The 16,665-nt window shown below is 61.2% G+C and carries 12 protein-coding genes and 2 pseudogenes; 8 read left to right on the top strand and 6 right to left on the bottom strand.

The features are described 5' to 3' along the window. The first annotated feature begins 481 nt into the window (after positions 1-481). A complete protein-coding gene (locus CIC12_RS24410; RefSeq protein WP_168667807.1) occupies positions 482-1,507 on the top strand; it encodes a porin in 1,026 nt (341 codons plus the stop codon). Here the strand turns inward: CIC12_RS24410 and CIC12_RS33915 are convergent. Next, positions 1,465-2,438: pseudogene (locus tag CIC12_RS33915) on the bottom strand (hypothetical protein); the annotation flags it as partial. The gene CIC12_RS24410 and the pseudogene CIC12_RS33915 overlap by 43 nt on opposite strands. 3 nt (positions 2,439-2,441) lie before the next feature. On the opposite strand from CIC12_RS33915, the pseudogene CIC12_RS33335 reads away from it, so the two are divergent. Then, positions 2,442-2,582: pseudogene (locus CIC12_RS33335) on the top strand (alpha/beta fold hydrolase); the annotation flags it as partial. Between the two features lie 63 nt (positions 2,583-2,645). Here CIC12_RS33335 and CIC12_RS24400 read toward each other — a convergent pair. Then, on the bottom strand, positions 2,646-5,825 hold the full coding sequence (locus CIC12_RS24400) for a bifunctional diguanylate cyclase/phosphodiesterase (protein WP_168667805.1): 3,180 nt from the start codon (positions 5,823-5,825) through the stop codon (positions 2,646-2,648). Positions 5,826-5,945: 120 nt separating this feature from the next. Next, entirely contained in the window at positions 5,946-6,092 is a 147-nt protein-coding gene (locus CIC12_RS24395) for a hypothetical protein (RefSeq protein WP_168667803.1), read from the bottom strand. Between the two features lie 58 nt (positions 6,093-6,150). Here CIC12_RS24395 and CIC12_RS24390 point away from each other — a divergent pair, with 58 nt between their 5' ends. Next, complete coding sequence (locus tag CIC12_RS24390) at positions 6,151-7,026, top strand: VOC family protein (RefSeq protein WP_168667801.1); 876 nt, start codon at positions 6,151-6,153, stop codon at positions 7,024-7,026. Between the two features lie 33 nt (positions 7,027-7,059). On the opposite strand, the gene CIC12_RS24385 is transcribed toward CIC12_RS24390, so the two are convergent. Continuing rightward, positions 7,060-7,338 (bottom strand): hypothetical protein, encoded by a 279-nt coding sequence (locus CIC12_RS24385; RefSeq protein WP_168667799.1) that lies wholly within the window; start codon positions 7,336-7,338, stop codon positions 7,060-7,062. A gap of 106 nt (positions 7,339-7,444) precedes the next feature. Between CIC12_RS24385 and CIC12_RS24380 the strand changes: the two genes are divergently transcribed. Together CIC12_RS24380 and CIC12_RS24375 are read left to right on the top strand one after the other, a co-directional pair. After that, positions 7,445-8,329 carry a LysR family transcriptional regulator gene (locus CIC12_RS24380; protein ID WP_168667797.1) on the top strand — a complete coding sequence of 295 codons (885 nt, stop codon included), beginning with the start codon at positions 7,445-7,447 and terminating at the stop codon, positions 8,327-8,329. A 332-nt stretch (positions 8,330-8,661) separates the two neighbouring features. Next, positions 8,662-9,594 (top strand): MBL fold metallo-hydrolase, encoded by a 933-nt coding sequence (locus CIC12_RS24375; protein WP_168667795.1) that lies wholly within the window; start codon positions 8,662-8,664, stop codon positions 9,592-9,594. A 209-nt stretch (positions 9,595-9,803) separates the two neighbouring features. Here the strand turns inward: CIC12_RS24375 and CIC12_RS24370 are convergent, their stop codons facing one another. Continuing rightward, complete coding sequence (locus CIC12_RS24370) at positions 9,804-12,185, bottom strand: hybrid sensor histidine kinase/response regulator (RefSeq protein ID WP_168667793.1); 2,382 nt, start codon at positions 12,183-12,185, stop codon at positions 9,804-9,806. Positions 12,186-12,379: 194 nt separating this feature from the next. On the opposite strand from CIC12_RS24370, the gene CIC12_RS24365 reads away from it, so the two are divergent. Next, complete coding sequence (locus CIC12_RS24365; protein ID WP_168667791.1) at positions 12,380-13,510, top strand: ATP-binding protein; 1,131 nt, start codon at positions 12,380-12,382, stop codon at positions 13,508-13,510. A 117-nt stretch (positions 13,511-13,627) separates the two neighbouring features. Continuing rightward, complete coding sequence (locus tag CIC12_RS24360; RefSeq protein ID WP_168667789.1) at positions 13,628-14,140, top strand: low affinity iron permease family protein; 513 nt, start codon at positions 13,628-13,630, stop codon at positions 14,138-14,140. Positions 14,141-14,672: 532 nt separating this feature from the next. On the opposite strand, the gene CIC12_RS24355 is transcribed toward CIC12_RS24360, so the two are convergent. Then, positions 14,673-15,551, bottom strand: a complete 879-nt coding sequence (locus CIC12_RS24355; RefSeq protein ID WP_168667787.1) for an alpha/beta fold hydrolase — start codon at positions 15,549-15,551, stop codon at positions 14,673-14,675. 112 nt (positions 15,552-15,663) lie between these two features. Here CIC12_RS24355 and CIC12_RS24350 point away from each other — a divergent pair, with 112 nt between their 5' ends. Continuing rightward, positions 15,664-16,581: a LysR family transcriptional regulator gene (locus CIC12_RS24350; RefSeq protein WP_168667785.1), complete on the top strand. Its 918-nt coding sequence runs from the start codon at positions 15,664-15,666 to the stop codon at positions 16,579-16,581. Positions 16,582-16,665 lie beyond the last annotated feature (84 nt).

Below are 16,665 nucleotides of genomic sequence, written 5' to 3'. Positions count from 1 at the left end.
CAGCAAAGACCTCCGCAACGAAAAGCAACGGAGACAGACAGTGTTCAGTAAAACGCCAATGGATCGCTTGATCGCCGGTATTCATTCCCCCACAAAGCACGGTCCGCTAAACATCAAAGACTCGTGGTAGGCGTCACCGGTATCAGTGACGCCGCTCGATGCTCTTATGTGGCCCTTGGCTGCTTGTCAGCTTTCGATCCGGGCAACGGTTCATCGACGGCAGCCGAACAGGGCAGATCCCGATCCACGATGCGTTCGACTGTAGTCAGCCGAGATGCCTGCTCTCTTAAGCGCGCGTCTGGTTTTGCCGCGCGGCAGGGCGAACGTTTAATCCTGCCTTATCGCAACAGGAATTCATTTGGCAGACCGACAACGGACTGTCGAATTGCTTGTCCTTTTCAGTGATTGAGATTTGCCACGTAACAATCAGGAGAAAAGTGCTCACTCATAGGCAAATCATTTAAAAAAGGTGCTTAGAAAAATGAAAAAGAGACTCACTCTCGCAGCTCTTGTCGCATCTTCAGGCATGTTCAGTACCGCGTATGCCCAATCGTCGGTGACCCTCTACGGCGTAGTGGACAACGGTATCGAATATCAGAACGGAGGTGCCGGCTCGGTGGTTCGCGCGCAGTCCAGCGGACTGTTTGCGACGGTGTATGGCATGAAAGGACGCGAGAATATTGGCGGTGGATATGCCGTCAATTTCCAGTTGGAACAGGGCTTTTCCGGCGTGACGGGTGCAGCGACCGTCGCTACCGCAGCGTTCAATCGGCTCGCGTGGATCGGCATATCTGGAGGTTTCGGCGAGGTGCGTTTCGGTCGGCAAAAGAAGCCAGAATACCTCTATATGAACGGGGAAATGGATCCGTCCGGGGTGAAGAGCATTGCCTCCCCTATCAATAACTTTCAGGACGTGTCGGTTCGGGCGAACAACGCAATCGCGTATTTCACCCCGGCGTTCTCGGGCCTTACGGGGCAGTTCATGGTCGCGATGCGTGATTCGACCACTAAACCGACCAACGGACTCGAACTGTACAACACAGTAGTCCGTTACGTGAACGGGCCATTTCATGCGACGGTCGGATATGAGCGGTGGAGCAATGCGGAGGGAACGTCATTGCAGAAAGTTTGGCGTGCAGCCGCGTCTTATAAGGTCGGGGCGGCGCGGTTTTATCTCGCGTATCAGTCGGAGCGTCAGGACGACAATAGTGACAAGGTGGACATCTACCAGGCGTCAACTTCGTATACGTTCAATCCGTTCAACGTGCTCTCTGTCATGTATGGATATGCCCACGACCGATCCGGCCAAGGAAACAACGCGCAGCAGATCGGCCTGCTTTACGAATACTTTTTTTCGAAGCGGACCATCCTGTACACGGCCGCGGGGCTTATCCAGAATCGGAATCAGGCGCAATACACGCTCGATGGCACGCAGTATTCGGGTATCGCAGTTGTGCCTGGGGCCTATGCCAGGGGCGTGATAATCGGCATGACGCACAAGTTCTGATCAACGGCGTCCCGGCGATCGTCTGGGTGCGAACATATGCACCCTAGACCGCACTGGCACATCCTCGTATATCGCGCACGATTGCCAGCATGAACGCTGCACCGCCGCAAGCCGCAAGCCGCAAGCCACAAGCCACAAGCCGCAATCAGCGCGATCAGCGCAGCGTTACCCATGTGAACCAGCACCCATCCACCGACCGCCGGGAAACCGAATGCGCCGACGAAGTACGCCACAGCAAACAGCGTCAACGCGGCTTGACGGTGCGAGACCCGGGAGTCGTTCACTGCCTGCACCTGGATAAGCGGATAGGCGAGCCCGTAACCTGTCCCAAGTAGTACCGCGCTGGCTGGGTGGAACATCGCGTGATATGGCACGGCGAACATCGACACGATGCCGAGCACCATCACGCCCAGCAGTACTTTGGCAGCGGCTTCGCGATGCACTTTAAGACCAGCCGCCCCAGCAGCCGGCGGGCCAGCACAACGGTTACCGGGGCTGCGCCGAGCTTACGCAGCCAGCGCTCCTCTACGGGTGCCGTAGACGAGTGCGGCGAAAGCCGGCCAAAGATTTCCAGCATGAGTGCAGCGACGAAGCACAAGCCACCGACGACGCGGAACACATTGTTGACCGTCCAGTGCAGTGAACGAATCGCAAGTCCCGCCAGCGCCGGGCAACCGCCGATGCCGACCATCTGGATCGTGCCGGAGCGCATGAACCAGGATCCGCGATCCGCGTCATTAGTGCGTTCCGCGAGTGTCATCGGCGCGGCAAGGCTGAATGCTCCCCAGCCGGAATTCACCAGAAAGCCAGGTGCCAGGCCGAGCGCGCTGATGGATGAGATCAGCGCGAATCCGGTCAGGCCCGTACCCATGGACAGTGCTGCGAGCGCCGTTATCCGGGCAGCGCCGATACGAGGCGCGAACCAGTCGACAGTGCCGGGCGGCTGCCGATGCCGCTGCCGGTAGCACGTCTCGCAGTCGTCGAAGGCGCGGGGCACATGGGTCCGCTGACGCACGCAGACAACGTCAACGCGGCGATTGTGCGGCATATCGCCGAGGCGGATGCTGCGGCTTGATACGGTCTTGCGTATTCAGCGATTGACGTCTTGGTACGCGCTACCTGAGCCCAAGTTGCACGCTCACGCCGCCAGCCGCGCATTGCTCCACGACCACAAATCAGCAGGCGACAGCGCCTTCGAGAAAAGAAACCCCTGCAGCTCATCGCACCCGATATCCCGCAGGATGCGAGCCTGATGCTCGCTCTCGACACCCTCGGCGACCACCTGTAGACCTAATTCATGGCCCAGATCGATGATCGCCCGGATGATGGCGAGGTCGGCCGGCGCCTCCAGCATGTCCTGTACGAACGCGCGATCTATTTTGAGCCGATCGAGCGGGAAGCGGTTCAGATAGCTGAGGCTGGAGTAACCGATGCCAAAGTCATCGAGGGACAGTTTCACGCCGAGCTTGCGAATCGCGTTGATCGTCGTGAGATAGTCTTCCGCACTATCCATGAGCACCGTCTCGGTGATCTCCAGTTCGAGCCGCTCGGGGGCGACGCGATGCGATGCGAGACTATGTGCGAGTGTTTCGAGCAGGTCGGGGTCGCGCAGCTGGACCGCCGACAGATTGATCGACACGCGCAAGCGCATCGCCCCTTCCATGTCCCATGCCGCGATCTGCCGGCATGCTTCGTCGATGACCCGGGCGCCGAGTGGAATGATGAGCCGCGTGTCTTCGGCAATGGGAATGAACTGCGCGGGCGACACCGTGCCGATCTGCGGGCTGTTCCACCGCAGTAAGCCTTCTACCGCGACCAGTTCGCCCGTGAGTGCATCAACGCAAGGCTGGTATTCGAGCCGGAATTCGTGCGTTGCGATCGCGGTGCGCAGGCAAGCTTCGAGCCTTAAGCGGTGGCGCGCGCGTTCGGCCATCTCGGGCGCAAAGAACTTGACGAGGTTGCGTCCGGCGCCTTTCGCTTGATACATCGCCGCGTCGGCATTCTGCATCAGCGTTTCGATATCCTCGCCATCGTCGGGGAACAGCGCGACGCCGACACTGCACGACACCGGCAACGCGACGCCGCCTAGTTCGTGCGGCTGACGCACGAGCGGCAGCAGGCGGTCCTCGATGGTTCGGCTGACGTCCGTCGCATTGCTCACGCCATTCAGAATCACCGTGAACTCGTCTCCGCCGAGTCGGCTCACCGTGTCGTTGCTGCGCACGCCTTGCAGGAGGCGTCGTGAGACCGAGCGCAGGAGGTTGTCGCCGATGTGATGGCCCAGCGAATCGTTGATGTTCTTGAAGCAGTCGAGATCGATGAACAGCACGGCGACACGCTGCCCCGTGCGGCGCGCGTTATCGAGCACCATGCCGAGGCGCTTCACGAACAGCTCGCGGTTCGGCAGTTCGGTCAGCACGTCGTGTTCGGCGAGGAACTGGATGCGGGCCTCGCTCTTCTTGCGGTCCGTGATATCGATCAACGTACAGATATAGTGCGAGAGGTTCGCGCGCCGGTCGCGCACCGCGCTCACCATGAGCCATGCCGGGTAGTCGCTGCCTGCACGGCGCCGCACATGCGCTTCGCCATGCCATGCGCTGAGTCGATCCACGGAATCGATGATGGCCGGAAAGATGTCGCCTTGCTCCTGCGTGCCGAAAAGGAAAGCGGGCTCCTTGCCCGCTACGTCGTCGGCGCGATATCCGGTCGCACGATAGAACGATGCGTTGGCGGTCACGAGCCGCCGCTGCGCATCCAGAATCAGAATCGCCTCGGATGATGCCTCGAACACCTTGCCCCACAACTCGAGGCGCTGCTCCATCAGCTTGATCTGGTTGATCGGGGTGAATGCGGTCAACACGGCGTCGCGCCCCTGAAAGTCGAGGCGTCGCGCGGACAGCATCGCCCAGGTCGGTTCGCTGCCGGCCTTCCAGCGCACCTCGAATTCGTCCACGGCCTCGCGGTCGGAGAGTTGCTGGAAGAAGCGCGCGCGCACTTCCGAGTCGAGCCCGAATCCCCATGGGTCTACCGTGCAGCCATTGAGCCAGGCAAGCGCAGGTCTGTTCGCGTGCAATACCTCATGCCCCGGGATTGCCGTGACGACCATCGGCACGGGTGTCGCCTCGACGAGCGCATACTGCGCGGCCGACGCGCGGGCTGTCGCCGCAAGCTCTTTCTGCGCGTCACGCTCGCGGTCGAGCTGCGCGAGCATGTCGTTAAAGCCCTGCACGAGCTGGCCGATCTCGTCCTGGCTATGCCAGTTGGCGCGCAGGGAGTGGTCGCCGGTGCGGCGCACGGTGTCCATCACACGGGCGAGCTGGCGCAGCGGCCGCGAGATCTGCTGCGCGACGAAGTACACCATGCTCAGGATCGCGCACAGCAGGAAGAGGGCGGTCCCGAGGTGCACCCACATCCGCTCGAAGAGGCCGCGCACGCGCTCATGCAAAAGTCTTTCGAGCTGATTGCCGGTCACGCTCCACGCGTTGCCGATGCTCGTCACCACGCGCTGCTGGGCAGCATCGAGCGCGGCGAGCCTGGCCGCATCGGGGCCGGCGTCGACAGCGGCGCCAGCCGCACTGCGATAGGCGTCGATCGCGGCGAGCATGCGTGCGATCGGCGGTCCGATCGTGCCGCTCAGTGCGCCGTTCGCGGCCGCGGCTTCCGAATAGTCCGAGCGCAGCCCCTGCAATACCGCGTCGAGTTGTCCCTCCAGCACGAGGTAGCGGGTACGCATCTCGTCGCGGCTCATCGGTGCGGCGCGGCGACTCGCGCCGGCATCGTGCAGGTGGCGGCCAATCCGGTTGACGTCGGCGAGCAGCTCTGGATAACGCAGAATCGACAGCGACATGGAGTAGTAGCTGTCGAGGTCTGGATCCAGGATCAGGTTCGACTGGTTGCCGACGCGCGTCACCAGTGCACGCGTCGCCTCAAGGCCGCTGTCCACCGTCGCTGCACTCGCATGGGGTGCCGAGCTGGCTGCGAGTGCATCGAGCACCCGTTCATTGAGCGCAGCGCTCTGCATATTCGCGCCTAAGTGGCGCTGCGCATCCGCGAGTTTGCCGGCCGTGCGCTGCAATCGAGCCGCAGTCTGCGGTTGCCCGGCACCCGCGAGTGCCAAGTCGATAAACGCGTCATGCACGGCCGCGACGTAGGCATTGCCGATCAACTCCTTGTCAGAGAAGTCGATCGCGATGTACTTCTCGTGGATCAGGATGCCGCTGATGTACAGCACTGCGCTCAGGTCGAGCAGATAGATCAGCAGCAATTTGCGGCCGACGCGAAGGCGTCCGAGAAACCGGAAGAACAGGTTGCGTTTCATGGGTGTGATCGCGTGATCGCGAAGCTTGCGTCCCGGGGGTGATAAGCCAGACGTTTCACTGCGTTTCTCCGTGCTGGGAACGGCGGACCTCATCAGGTCCGCCGGGGGAGAAGCCCCTGATCACGCTATCGACCAGTTGGAGAAGTTCTTTAGTTTTTGCTTAAAACGCCCCGGGAAGGTGCCGAAAACGCAACAAGATGGTGCGGGTTTCGGGCTCATGTTCATCGGCGCGGTGGCCGTACTGGGCGCGGCGTCATCCATCTTCATGAGCGCCGCCTGAGTGGTGTATGTTCGATCTATCGCGTCATCCTTCGAGGACAAACAGATGGAGCGTTCCGACTACGCACGTGAAGACATCGGCAATCTTGTGCTGCTGGAACACGTCAACCTCGCGATCCCGGACCAGCGTCTCGCGACCGCGTTCTATGTCAGTGCACTCGGTCTGACGCGCGATCCGTTTCTGATGACGGGCGCGACCAACATGTGGATCAACGTCGGCCGCTCGCAGATTCACCTGCCGCACGGCGACGCGCAGCGCCTTCGTGGACATGTCGGGCTGATCGTGGGCAGGCGCGCGGCGCTCATCGAGCGGCTGCGCGCCGTTCGGCCTCTGCTGGAGCAGACCCGATTCGGATGGACCGAGCGGGACGACCGCGTGGAAGTGATCTGTCCGTGGGGAAATCGTTACGACTGCCTCGATTCCGATGCGTGCGCGGCGAGCGACCCGTGGGCGGGCATCGATCTTGGCATCGCGTATGTCCAACTCGACGTGCCCGTCGGGCGTGCGGTCTCGATTGCAACGTTTTATCGCGAGATCTTCGATGCGTCTGCCGAGGTACGCGAGCGTAACGGTTCGCTGCAAGCGGCGGTCGCGGTCGGCAGGCATCAACAACTCGTCTACGCCGAAACGCCATCCGCGAGCGAGGAATACGACGGACATCACATTCAGATCTACGTGGCCAATTTTTCCGGACCTTATGAGCGGCTCGCCGGACGCGGGTTGACTTATGGCGAGGAGGCTCACCAGTATCGCTTCGCCGAACTCGTCGATCCTGTGAGTGGTACGCCTTGCTTCACGCTTGAGCACGAAGTGCGGAGCTTGCGTCATCCGCTGTACGCGAGGCCGCTGGTGAACCGGAACCCGGATGTGACCAACCGTAACTATGGAATAGGTAGCGAGACGTGTGGCGGGATGGTCTGACGGGTAAGCCGGCCCCGGGCATTGTCGGCTACGTCAATGTGAACAGGCGCGCACCGCCTCGACGATTGCGTCCTGCTCCGGTGACGTCTGGAACGAGGCTTCGAGGAGAGTGTGCCCGTCGTTCATTTTTTTCTGGAAACACGCCTGATTAACGTGACGGGGAGCCGTCACGACCGACAGGGCGGCGAGGACCAGAATGGTCATCAATAAACCGGTGAGCGTCAGCGCAGCTACCCATTGTTGCGTCTGCTCATCGCAAGCGGACAGGTGCCCGCCTTCATCACCCTTCATGCTCTCCTTGATACCAGTCATTTTCTATCCTCCTGAACGGATAACGCCGATCCTGGTTCAAGAGATAAAATATGAAAAGTTGAATTTCCTGAAACTTACGTTCAGTTATTCTTAATCTGGTACTGCCATGCGAGACATCAGTCTGGACCGCCTGCGCACGTTGGTGACGATCGCAGACCATCGTTCCTTTGCGGAGGCCGCACGTGTCCTGCACCTGGCAGCGCCAACTGTCAGCCTTCACATTCAGGAACTGGAGGAGCGCATTGGCGCGCCTCTGCTGTCACGCAAGCGCGGACACGTTCACCCCACAGCGATCGGGGAGACCCTTCTGATAAAGGCGCGGCAGCTCCTCGCCGACGCGGGGCGCGCGCTGGACGATGTTCGGCGGCAAGTACAGGGGCTGGAAGGCCGTGTACGGCTTGGCGCGTCGACGGGCGCAATAGCCAACCTCCTGCCGCGGGCTCTTGAAGCGTTGGGACGGCAGCATCCCGCGATCGATGTCCAGATTACGGTGCTGACGTCGCAGGATACGCTTGGCCGCCTCGCGCAAGGGGCATTGGACGTTGGACTCGTAGCGTTGCCTCAACCCACGACGGCGGGCCTTGTCATCAAGCCCTGGCGCAGGGATCCTGTCATGGCCTTCATGCCTGCCCAGTGGCAATGCCCGGCCCGCGTCACTCCCAGGTGGCTGGCCAGTAAGCCTCTCGTTCTCAATGACTCGACTACACGGCTTTCGCACCTGAGCACCGAATGGTTCGTAGCAGGAGGGCATCATCCTGTGCCGCGCATTCAGCTCAACTACAACGACGCCATCAGAAGTCTGGTCGCGGCGGGCTATGGCGCAGCGTTGTTGCCTCATGAGGCCACTGCTCCGTCGCACGATCCGCGCATTGTCATGCGCCCGCTTCGACCGGCGCTGTGGCGTCGGCTCGGTATCGCGCATCGAGCGGGGCGCATCGAGAGTTCTACGCAACACGTGCTCGATGTCTTGTGGGATTTGCGAGTGGTCTAGAACTCGTCATCCGGTGCGTCGGTTCGTGCGTTGAACGCACGCATGCCTGCATCATTTCCGGCGCCTTCGGCCTTCGTATTCGTTTCGAGCGCCGTAATGGCATTCACGCGCCTTCGCGTTCCCTCTCATTGCCTGTCCATCGTCGATTGTTGCCGTTCGGACAACATGCTGGACACATTCGCGATGCTACTGGCGTTCGCCCCCGCTGACTAGAATCAGCCACACGGTCGGTCGAAACGCGAGCAAAAAGAAGCGCGCGAAATTCACGGTCGTGCTCGAGAATCACGCCGCCCAGTGCGGCTTACCCCATTTAATTCACAGGACTATCGACCATGAGCGAAACAACCCGCAATGTGCAGCCGGTCACCGCCAAACTCGGCAAAGAAGGTTCAGGCGAACTCGTGCCTTCCCGCTACGCCGTGCGCGTCGGTGACGTCGACGTCGTCGTGATCAGCGATGGCGTTCTGCCGCTGCCGACCTCCACCATGTCCACTAACGTGAGCGAAGCGGACCGCAACGAATGGTTCGACGGTCGTTTCCTGCAACGTGACATGTTCGACTGGGCGCTCAATATCGCGCTCGTGCGCAGCGGCGAACGCCTGATTCTGATCGACTCGGGCGTGGGTGATGGATTTGAATACTTTGCGCGCGCCGGTCGGTCGGTGATGCGCCTGGAAGCGGCTGGCATCGACCTGGCTGCGATCACCGATATCGTGGTTACGCATATGCACATGGATCACGTCGGCGGGCTGAATGTTGATGGCGTCAAGGCCAAACTGCGTCCGGACGTGCGCGTCCACGTGGCCGCCGCGGAACTGGAGTTCTGGAAGAATCCGGACTTCAGCAGGACGGTGATGCCGGAAACCGTTCCTCCCGCGCTCCGCAAGGCTGCCGCAAAATTCGCAAAACTTTACAGCGAGAACATCGTGCAGTTCGATCAGACCGTGGAAGTCGCAGCGGGCGTGTCGGCGCGCGTGACGGGTGGGCATACGCCGGGGCATTGCGTGGTGGACGTCGCCTCAAACGGCGAGCGGTTGACGTTCGTAGGCGACGCGATTTTCGAAGTCAACTTCGACAATCCCGACTGGCAAAATGGCTTCGAGCACGACCCTGAAGTCGCTGCGGACGTGCGTATCGCGCTGCTCAACGAAGCCGCTGAAACCGGCGCTCTGCTGGCTGCGGCGCACGTCGCGTTTCCGTCTGTCGGTCATATTGCAAAGAACGGTGAAGGCTTCCGTTTCGTGCCAGTTCAGTGGGACTACTGATTGATGATCACCTATGAGGCATCGTCGAACAGTTCGCACTGACGATTGTCAGAAATCCACCACGAGTTCACAGGACTCGCGGTGGTTTTTCGCAAACGATCCTTTTGGATCACGTAACGTTCAAGCAGTGTCGCCCGCATGAATGACCCGTTAAACGACGATTAATTCTTTGCGGCCAGTTCCTGACGTCTGCCGGCCAAGGCGCCCGATCAGCGTGTCTGCCGCGAATTGCCGGTGAACTGCACGGCGGCGCGCAATTCATCGAGCGTATAAGGCTTGCGCAGCGCCTTCCATCTGAAGCCGAACTGCTCATCTACCGCAACGGCGTTTCCAGAAGCAAAGATAACATCAAGGTCTGGACGCATAGAAACCGCGCGCCGGGCAAGGTCAATGCCGGACATGCCCGGCATCGTGATGTCAGTCATCAGCACATCGAAGACGCCTGCCTTGAGCGCCTCAAGGGCGGCTTCCCCGTTTTCCGCACGCTGCGGGCTGGTCCCGATCAGCGCAAGGAGTTCGCAGGTCGCGTCCAACGAAGCCACGTCGTCCTCGACAACCAGAATTCGCAAATCTTCCAGACGTTGTGTCAGTGGTGCATCGACACCCGTCTGTACGTTCGCCGGGGCGACAGCTTGCTCCTCGGCCTCCCTGACTCCAAGTACCTGTCGGACCTTGATTGCGAGCTGCTGTCGACTGTAGGGTTTGCTCAGCAGTTCCACACCGGGATCGAGTCGGCCGCCATGGACGATCGCGTTTTGCGTGTAGCCCGACGTATAGAGGACCTTCAGTTCCGGCTGCATCTCCACGGCTTTGCGCGCCATCTCCGTGCTTCGAATAGGGCCGGGCATAACCACATCCGTAAAGAGCAGGTCGATATGGACGCCGCTCGCGAGGACAACCAGTGCCTGTTCTGCATCGTTAGCCTTGAGTACGGCATAGCCGAGCGCAGCGAGCAGTTCAATTACCGTCGACTGTACCTTCGGGTCGTCCTCCACGACGAGAATCGTCTCGCTGCCGTGCCTGACCGGACCTGCCGCCGCCCGTGTGACTTCGACCACCGTTCCGGACGAGCGCGGCAGATAGATCTTGACGGTCGTTCCGTGTCCGAGTTCGCTGTAGAGCCGGATATGTCCTCCACTCTGCCTGACGAAACCGTATGCCATGCTTAGTCCCAGCCCTGTCCCTTGACCTTCGCCCTTCGTGGTGAAAAATGGGTCAAACGCGCGTTCCATGACATCCGGGGTCATGCCTGAGCCCGTGTCCGTCACCGCCAGCATCACATACTGCCCAGCCGGAACGTCCGGGACTGTTGCGACGTATCCGTCGTCCAGGTCGGCATTGGCGAGTTCCAGCGTAAGCTTGCCGCCGTCGGCCATCGCATCGCGCGCATTGATCGCCAGATTCAGGATCACATTTTCGAGCTGATGAGGATCGACGAGCGTGTTCCACAGGCCGCCAGCAACCACCGATTCAATCTCGATTGTTTCCCCGAGAGCGCGCCGCAGCAGATCGTCCAGGGCGCGCAGATGCCGCGCGGGATTGATAACGACGGGCGCGAGAGGCTGCTGACGGCCGAATGCAAGGAGCTGGGACGCGAGCTTTGCACCGCGGTCTACCGCGTCGAGCGCGTTACCGAGACGCTCGCTGCTCCAGTGGTCCCGGCCGTACCGGCTTTCGAGCAGTTCAAGGTTGCCCCTCAGTACCTGCAGCACATTGTTGAAATCGTGCGCAACGCCGCCCGTGAGCTTGCCCAGTGCTTCCATCTTCTGCGCCTGAAACAGCGCAGCCCGCGTCTGTTCCAGCAATTCGTCTGCTCGTCGCCGCTCGGTAATATCACGTGTGACTTTTGCAAAGCCCACGAGCTCACCATCATCCCGGATTGCATCAATGATCACGTGCGCCCAGAAGCGGGTTCCGTCACGACGCACGCGCCACCCCTCCGCCTCGAAACGGCCCTCCCGTTTCGCCGTCTCAAGGCCCCGCATCGGCACGCCGGCCGCTGCGTCCTCCGGCGTGTAGAAACGGGAAAAATGCGAACCGACGATCTCGTTCTCGGTGTATCCCTTGATACGCCGGGCGCCGGCATTCCAGTTCGTGACGTGCCCGTCCGGCGACAGCATGAAGATCGCGTAGTCCGTTACGCCCTGGACCAGCAGACGAAAGCGCCGTTCGCTTTCCAGCACCGCATCGTGCGCGGCCTTTTTGTCGCTGACGTCGCGGATCACCACGCCGAAACCCGCGATGCGACTACTGGCGTCATGCAGCGCCGTCGTTACGACATTCGCCCAGAACGTCGTGCCGTCCTTGCGTACGCGCCAGCCCTCATCGACGTGGCGACCGGTCTCAGCTGCCATGCGCAAGGCTAGTTCGGGCGCCCCGGCAGCACGGTCGGATTCCGTGTAAAAAAGAGAAAAGGGCTGTCGTGCTATTTCATCGCCCCGGTAGCCCTGGATACTCTCGCCACCGGGGTTCCACGTCAGGACAGTCCCTGCGGGGGTAAGCGCAAAGATCGAATACTCCAGGGTGGATTCGGCCCAGAGGCGAAGCCAGACCGAAGTGAAATCGTCAGCGTACGGGGTAGGGAAGCTCATTTTTGGACAAGGCATGCAGTAGATCTGCCCGGCAATAGTAAATGCTGGCGCGCATTGAACCGGATTAGGCAGCAATTATCGAACCCGTCGCAGTGGGGGCGGCCCTTCATCGTACCGGACGGGCGAAGGATGGGATACGATCAGAAAACTTGGGCTATTGGCCCGCCACGAAGTTACCGCTTCCGGGGAAAACCATGCGACTGGCCCAATTCATTTCGAAAGAAATGGAAGCAATTCTTGCCGAGTGGGAATCTTTTGCTGCTACCTTGCTGCCCGCTGCGCAGGGGCTGACGTCGCCGGAACTACGGGACCACGCGCAGCAGATCCTCGACGCGATCGCGAAAGACCTGTGTACGCCGCAGACGAGGCAGGCGCAACTCGCGAAGTCACACGGACGCATGCCGCCCATGATCGACGCGCCGGAAACAGCTGCCCAGACGCACGCCGTGCTTCGTGCGCGGGGCGGCTTCGATATCAATCAGCTGACCGCCGAGTATCGCGCCCTGCGGGCGGCGGTGCTCAGGTTATGGCTGGATAGTTGCGGCCCGCAGACAGATGAACTCGACGACGTGATCCGGTTTAACGAGGCCATCGACCAGGCGCTGACCGAGTCGGTGAATTTTTTCACGGCCCAGGTCGATCAGAGCCGTAACCTGCTGCTAGGTATGCTCGGCCACGATATGCGCAGCCCCCTGCAGACCATCCAGGTCACCGCGCATCACCTCGCGAAACTGAACGATGGACAGGAAGTGTCGACTGCAGCAGCGCGGTTGATCCGAAGCGGCGCCCGGATGCAGGCGCTTCTCGAGGACATGCTGGACTTCAGCCGGACCAGGCTGGGGCTGGGCATCCGGGTGACGCAGACGTCAGTCGATCTTGGCGCGCTGGTGGCCGACGAGCTGGATCAGTTGCGCGCCGCACATGCGGGACGGACGGTCAAGCTAGAGATCACCGGCGATACCCGAACGACGTGCGACGGTCGGCGCATCCAGCAGATGCTGGGCAACCTTGTCGGAAATGCATTCAAATACGGAGAACCGACTGCCGATGTGAAGGTACTGGTCGCCGGCAATGGCGGAGAAGTGTCGATCGAGGTGGTCAATCGCGGACCGGCGATACCACCGTCGGCATTGCACCGAATCTTTGAACCTCTCGAGCGCGGTCCGGGTGCCGAGGGCAAACCCGGAGAACAGGATAGCCTCGGACTCGGGCTTTACATTGCGCAGGAAATTGTCCGGGCCCACCGCGGCGATATCAATGCCCGCTCGGACCAGGCGGAAACGGTCTTCACAGTCCGCCTGCCACGTCATTCTGCGAGCGCATAGAACACGAGCGCGGGCTCTCGGGGCACGAATTTTCCTGAGTCGTGTTCTGTTCCGGGCATCGACCTTGTCCGGCATGAACGTTGCTTGCGCCATGCTATCCATGACGGGGGTACCACCATGAACACGCAATCAGACCGGTCGTCGCTCGACGTCCTTGAAACAGTTCCGGACAGTTCAAGTCCCGCGTATGCGAGCGCCCATCCTTTCACGCGTATCTTCGACAGGTTCGCCAGCGTGGTGACCCGCTTCGCGGGCTCGCCAGTGGCATTCGGACTGGCCGTCATAACGGTGATCGCCTGGATCGTGACCGGCCCGATCTTCCATTACTCCGACGGATGGCAACTGGTGATCAATACCGGCACCACCATTGTGACGTTCCTGATGGTGTTTCTCATCCAGCAAAGCCAGAACAAGGATAGCGTCGCGCTTCATCTCAAGCTTAACGAACTGATTGCTTCGCACCGTGCCGCGAGCAACGGCATGATCGGCATCGAGGATGCAAGCGAAGATGAGTTGCGGCGCCTCGCTGCAGCGTACCTTCGCCTGGCCGGCGCGGACGCCGACGGAGGTAGCGGCGCGACCAACGGAGCAGGCCAGTCTGACAAGACTTCGAAGGTTGAAGCCGGCTGACGCAGGATTGACGTGGTCTGCAAAGGATAAGCCGCTGCGCCAACAGTTCTTCACAGCTTGCCAGACCGAGCCGGCGGCGCAGGCCGATGTGAACCCGCAGCGCGATGAGGTTGGGCTGCATCGCGCCACTGAACGCCCCGCTGCGCTGCGCGGCAAGATGGGCGGCGTCCAACGCTGTGCTGGCGACCGGCGTCCCACTGACGTTGCGCCTCTCGCATCGCATTTTTCCATTGCGTGAAGCCTGGCGTGACGTTCGCGTGATGACACGCTTGCAGGACTCGCCACATTTCGACCAACGTGCCAGGCGGGATGACGGCGAGCTCGGGGGGCCGCCGCCATAGCGATAGCGATAGCCTTGACGAAAACGACGCGCCTCAGTGCTCGTGGTGAGGACGAACGGGCTTCCGACTACGCCCCGAAGCGACTGGACAAGTTCACGCATGACTGCATTCACGTTACGTGAGGGCTGATCGGCCATACTTACGTATCTGCCTGGCGGCGTGCGCCGGTGATGCACCTGGTGTTCTCGCCATTATGTTTCGGATGGCGAACTATCAGTTATCGCCTTGCTCCGGTCAGTGCCGGCCGTGCTCCGTGTGCTCTGTTCGGGCGTGCCGGGAACGGCGGGTCTATCCTCGATCGCTGCAATGAATGTCGCTATCACTCGCGCAAGTTCGGCGGGCGCTTCCAGCGGTGACAGATGGCCGACTCCGGGCAGCACGTGCATCGCCGCGTGGGGAATGCGCGGCAGCAGTTCCGCCTCTAGCGTGGCGACGCGATCAACCTGATCGAGCGCTCCTGAGATGACGATGGTCGGGACGTCGATCGACGCAACCGCCGCGGTAATGTCCTCGCGCATGGCCACGTTGGGCCACGCTGCCTTTGCCTGCGGCGCGGCCTTCAGGCTATCTTCGATGACTTGCTCGCGGCATGCGGCATCGAGCGGCTTCGCGGTCAGCACATGGTCGATGACGAACTCGACTGATTCCCGGCTCTGATAGGCGCCGGTCAAGGTCGCACGTTGCTCGTCCGACAACGGCGTCGGCGACGGCGGCGATGGCGCGACGAGCACCAGTCCCTGAAGCCCGCGCGGCCGACGAGAAGCAATCAGCTGCGCAACCTTGCCACCCATCGAATGGCCGACAAGGATGTAGCGCGCGAGCCCCAGCGCGACGATCACGCCCTCGGCGTCGGCAGCAAGATCGGCGATGTGGTAACCATCGGCGGGCGCATCGGACTCACCCCAGCCGCGATGATCGGTCGCGATCATGCGATACCGGTCGGGCAAGTTGCTCGCCACACCTTCCCACGTTCGCGACGAGCCGCCGTAGTAGTGCAAAAACACGAGCGCCAATTCTCCGTTGCCGCGCAGCGTGACATGAATTCGCGTACCGTTCGTTTCGATTTCCATCGCGTTTCCCCCATTCCGGTTAAGTGTGGACATGGTAGGTCGGCGTCCACTGTTTGATAATTGCCGGAAAAGTGGTGACAGTCGATAATGCTGTTATCGAATCGGGGGTGGAATGGATCGACTAACGGGCCTCGGCGTGTTCGTCGCCGCAGTGGAAGAAGGCAGTTTCGCCGCCGCAGCGCGGCGGTTCGGACTATCGCCGGCAATGGCCGGCAAGCACGTGAGCGCTATCGAAACCGAACTGAATGCGCGTTTGCTTCAGCGGACCACGCGGCGTCTAAGTCTGACCGATACCGGCCATACTTACTTCGAGCGCTGCAAGCAGATTCTCGAAGCGTTCGACGACGCGAACCGGGAAGCCCGCGATTCGCACGAAACGGCACGCGGCGTGTTGCGCATCGCGGCACCCGTGACGTTCGGCGCCATGCATCTGGGCCAGGTCATTGCGCGTTATCTGGAAGATCATCCGCAGGTCAACACGGAAGTGCTGCTCGGTGACCGTTATGTCGATCTTCTCGATGCGGGTGTCGATGTTGCGATCCGGATTGGCCGGCTACAGGACCCCGCGCTCGTGACACGCCGGCTGGCGCCGTGTCGAATGGTCGCGTGCGCGTCGCCCGCTTATCTCAAGCGACATGGCACCCCGCGCAAGCCTGGGGATTTGCTGAAAGCACCGCGACTCACATTCAGCGAGGCCGTATCGGGCGGCGACTGGACCTTGTTCGGTGAAAGAAACCGCGCGCATGTCATCGACGGACCTTGCCGGATCGCGGCCAACAACACGCAGATGCTGATGGCCGCCGCGCTTGCGGGCGCCGGCATCGCGTATGGCCCCACCTTCGTTTTCGGTGAACACATGAGGCGCGGCGAGCTCGTACCACTTCTGCCGCGGTATCGAACCACCGAGCTGGTCATTCAGGCGGTTTATCCGAGCGCCCGACGCATACCGCTGAAAGTGCGCGGGTTTGTCGATTACCTGATTGAAGCTTTCGGCGATGAACCGTATTGGGATCGCAAGGCGAAGCTTTGAAGAAGCGGCGACCGGCTGAGCAATCTGGGACCGTTGGCGCGGATTCCACCGTTGGATGCAAGACGCTGGGGACTGCCGCAGAGC

Origin of the sequence: Paraburkholderia sp. SG-MS1, from assembly GCF_012275575.1 — a bacterium.
GTDB lineage: Bacteria > Pseudomonadota > Gammaproteobacteria > Burkholderiales > Burkholderiaceae > Paraburkholderia.
The sequence above is the reverse complement of the archived record's forward strand: the minus strand, read 5'-3'. Positions and strand labels throughout refer to the sequence as shown.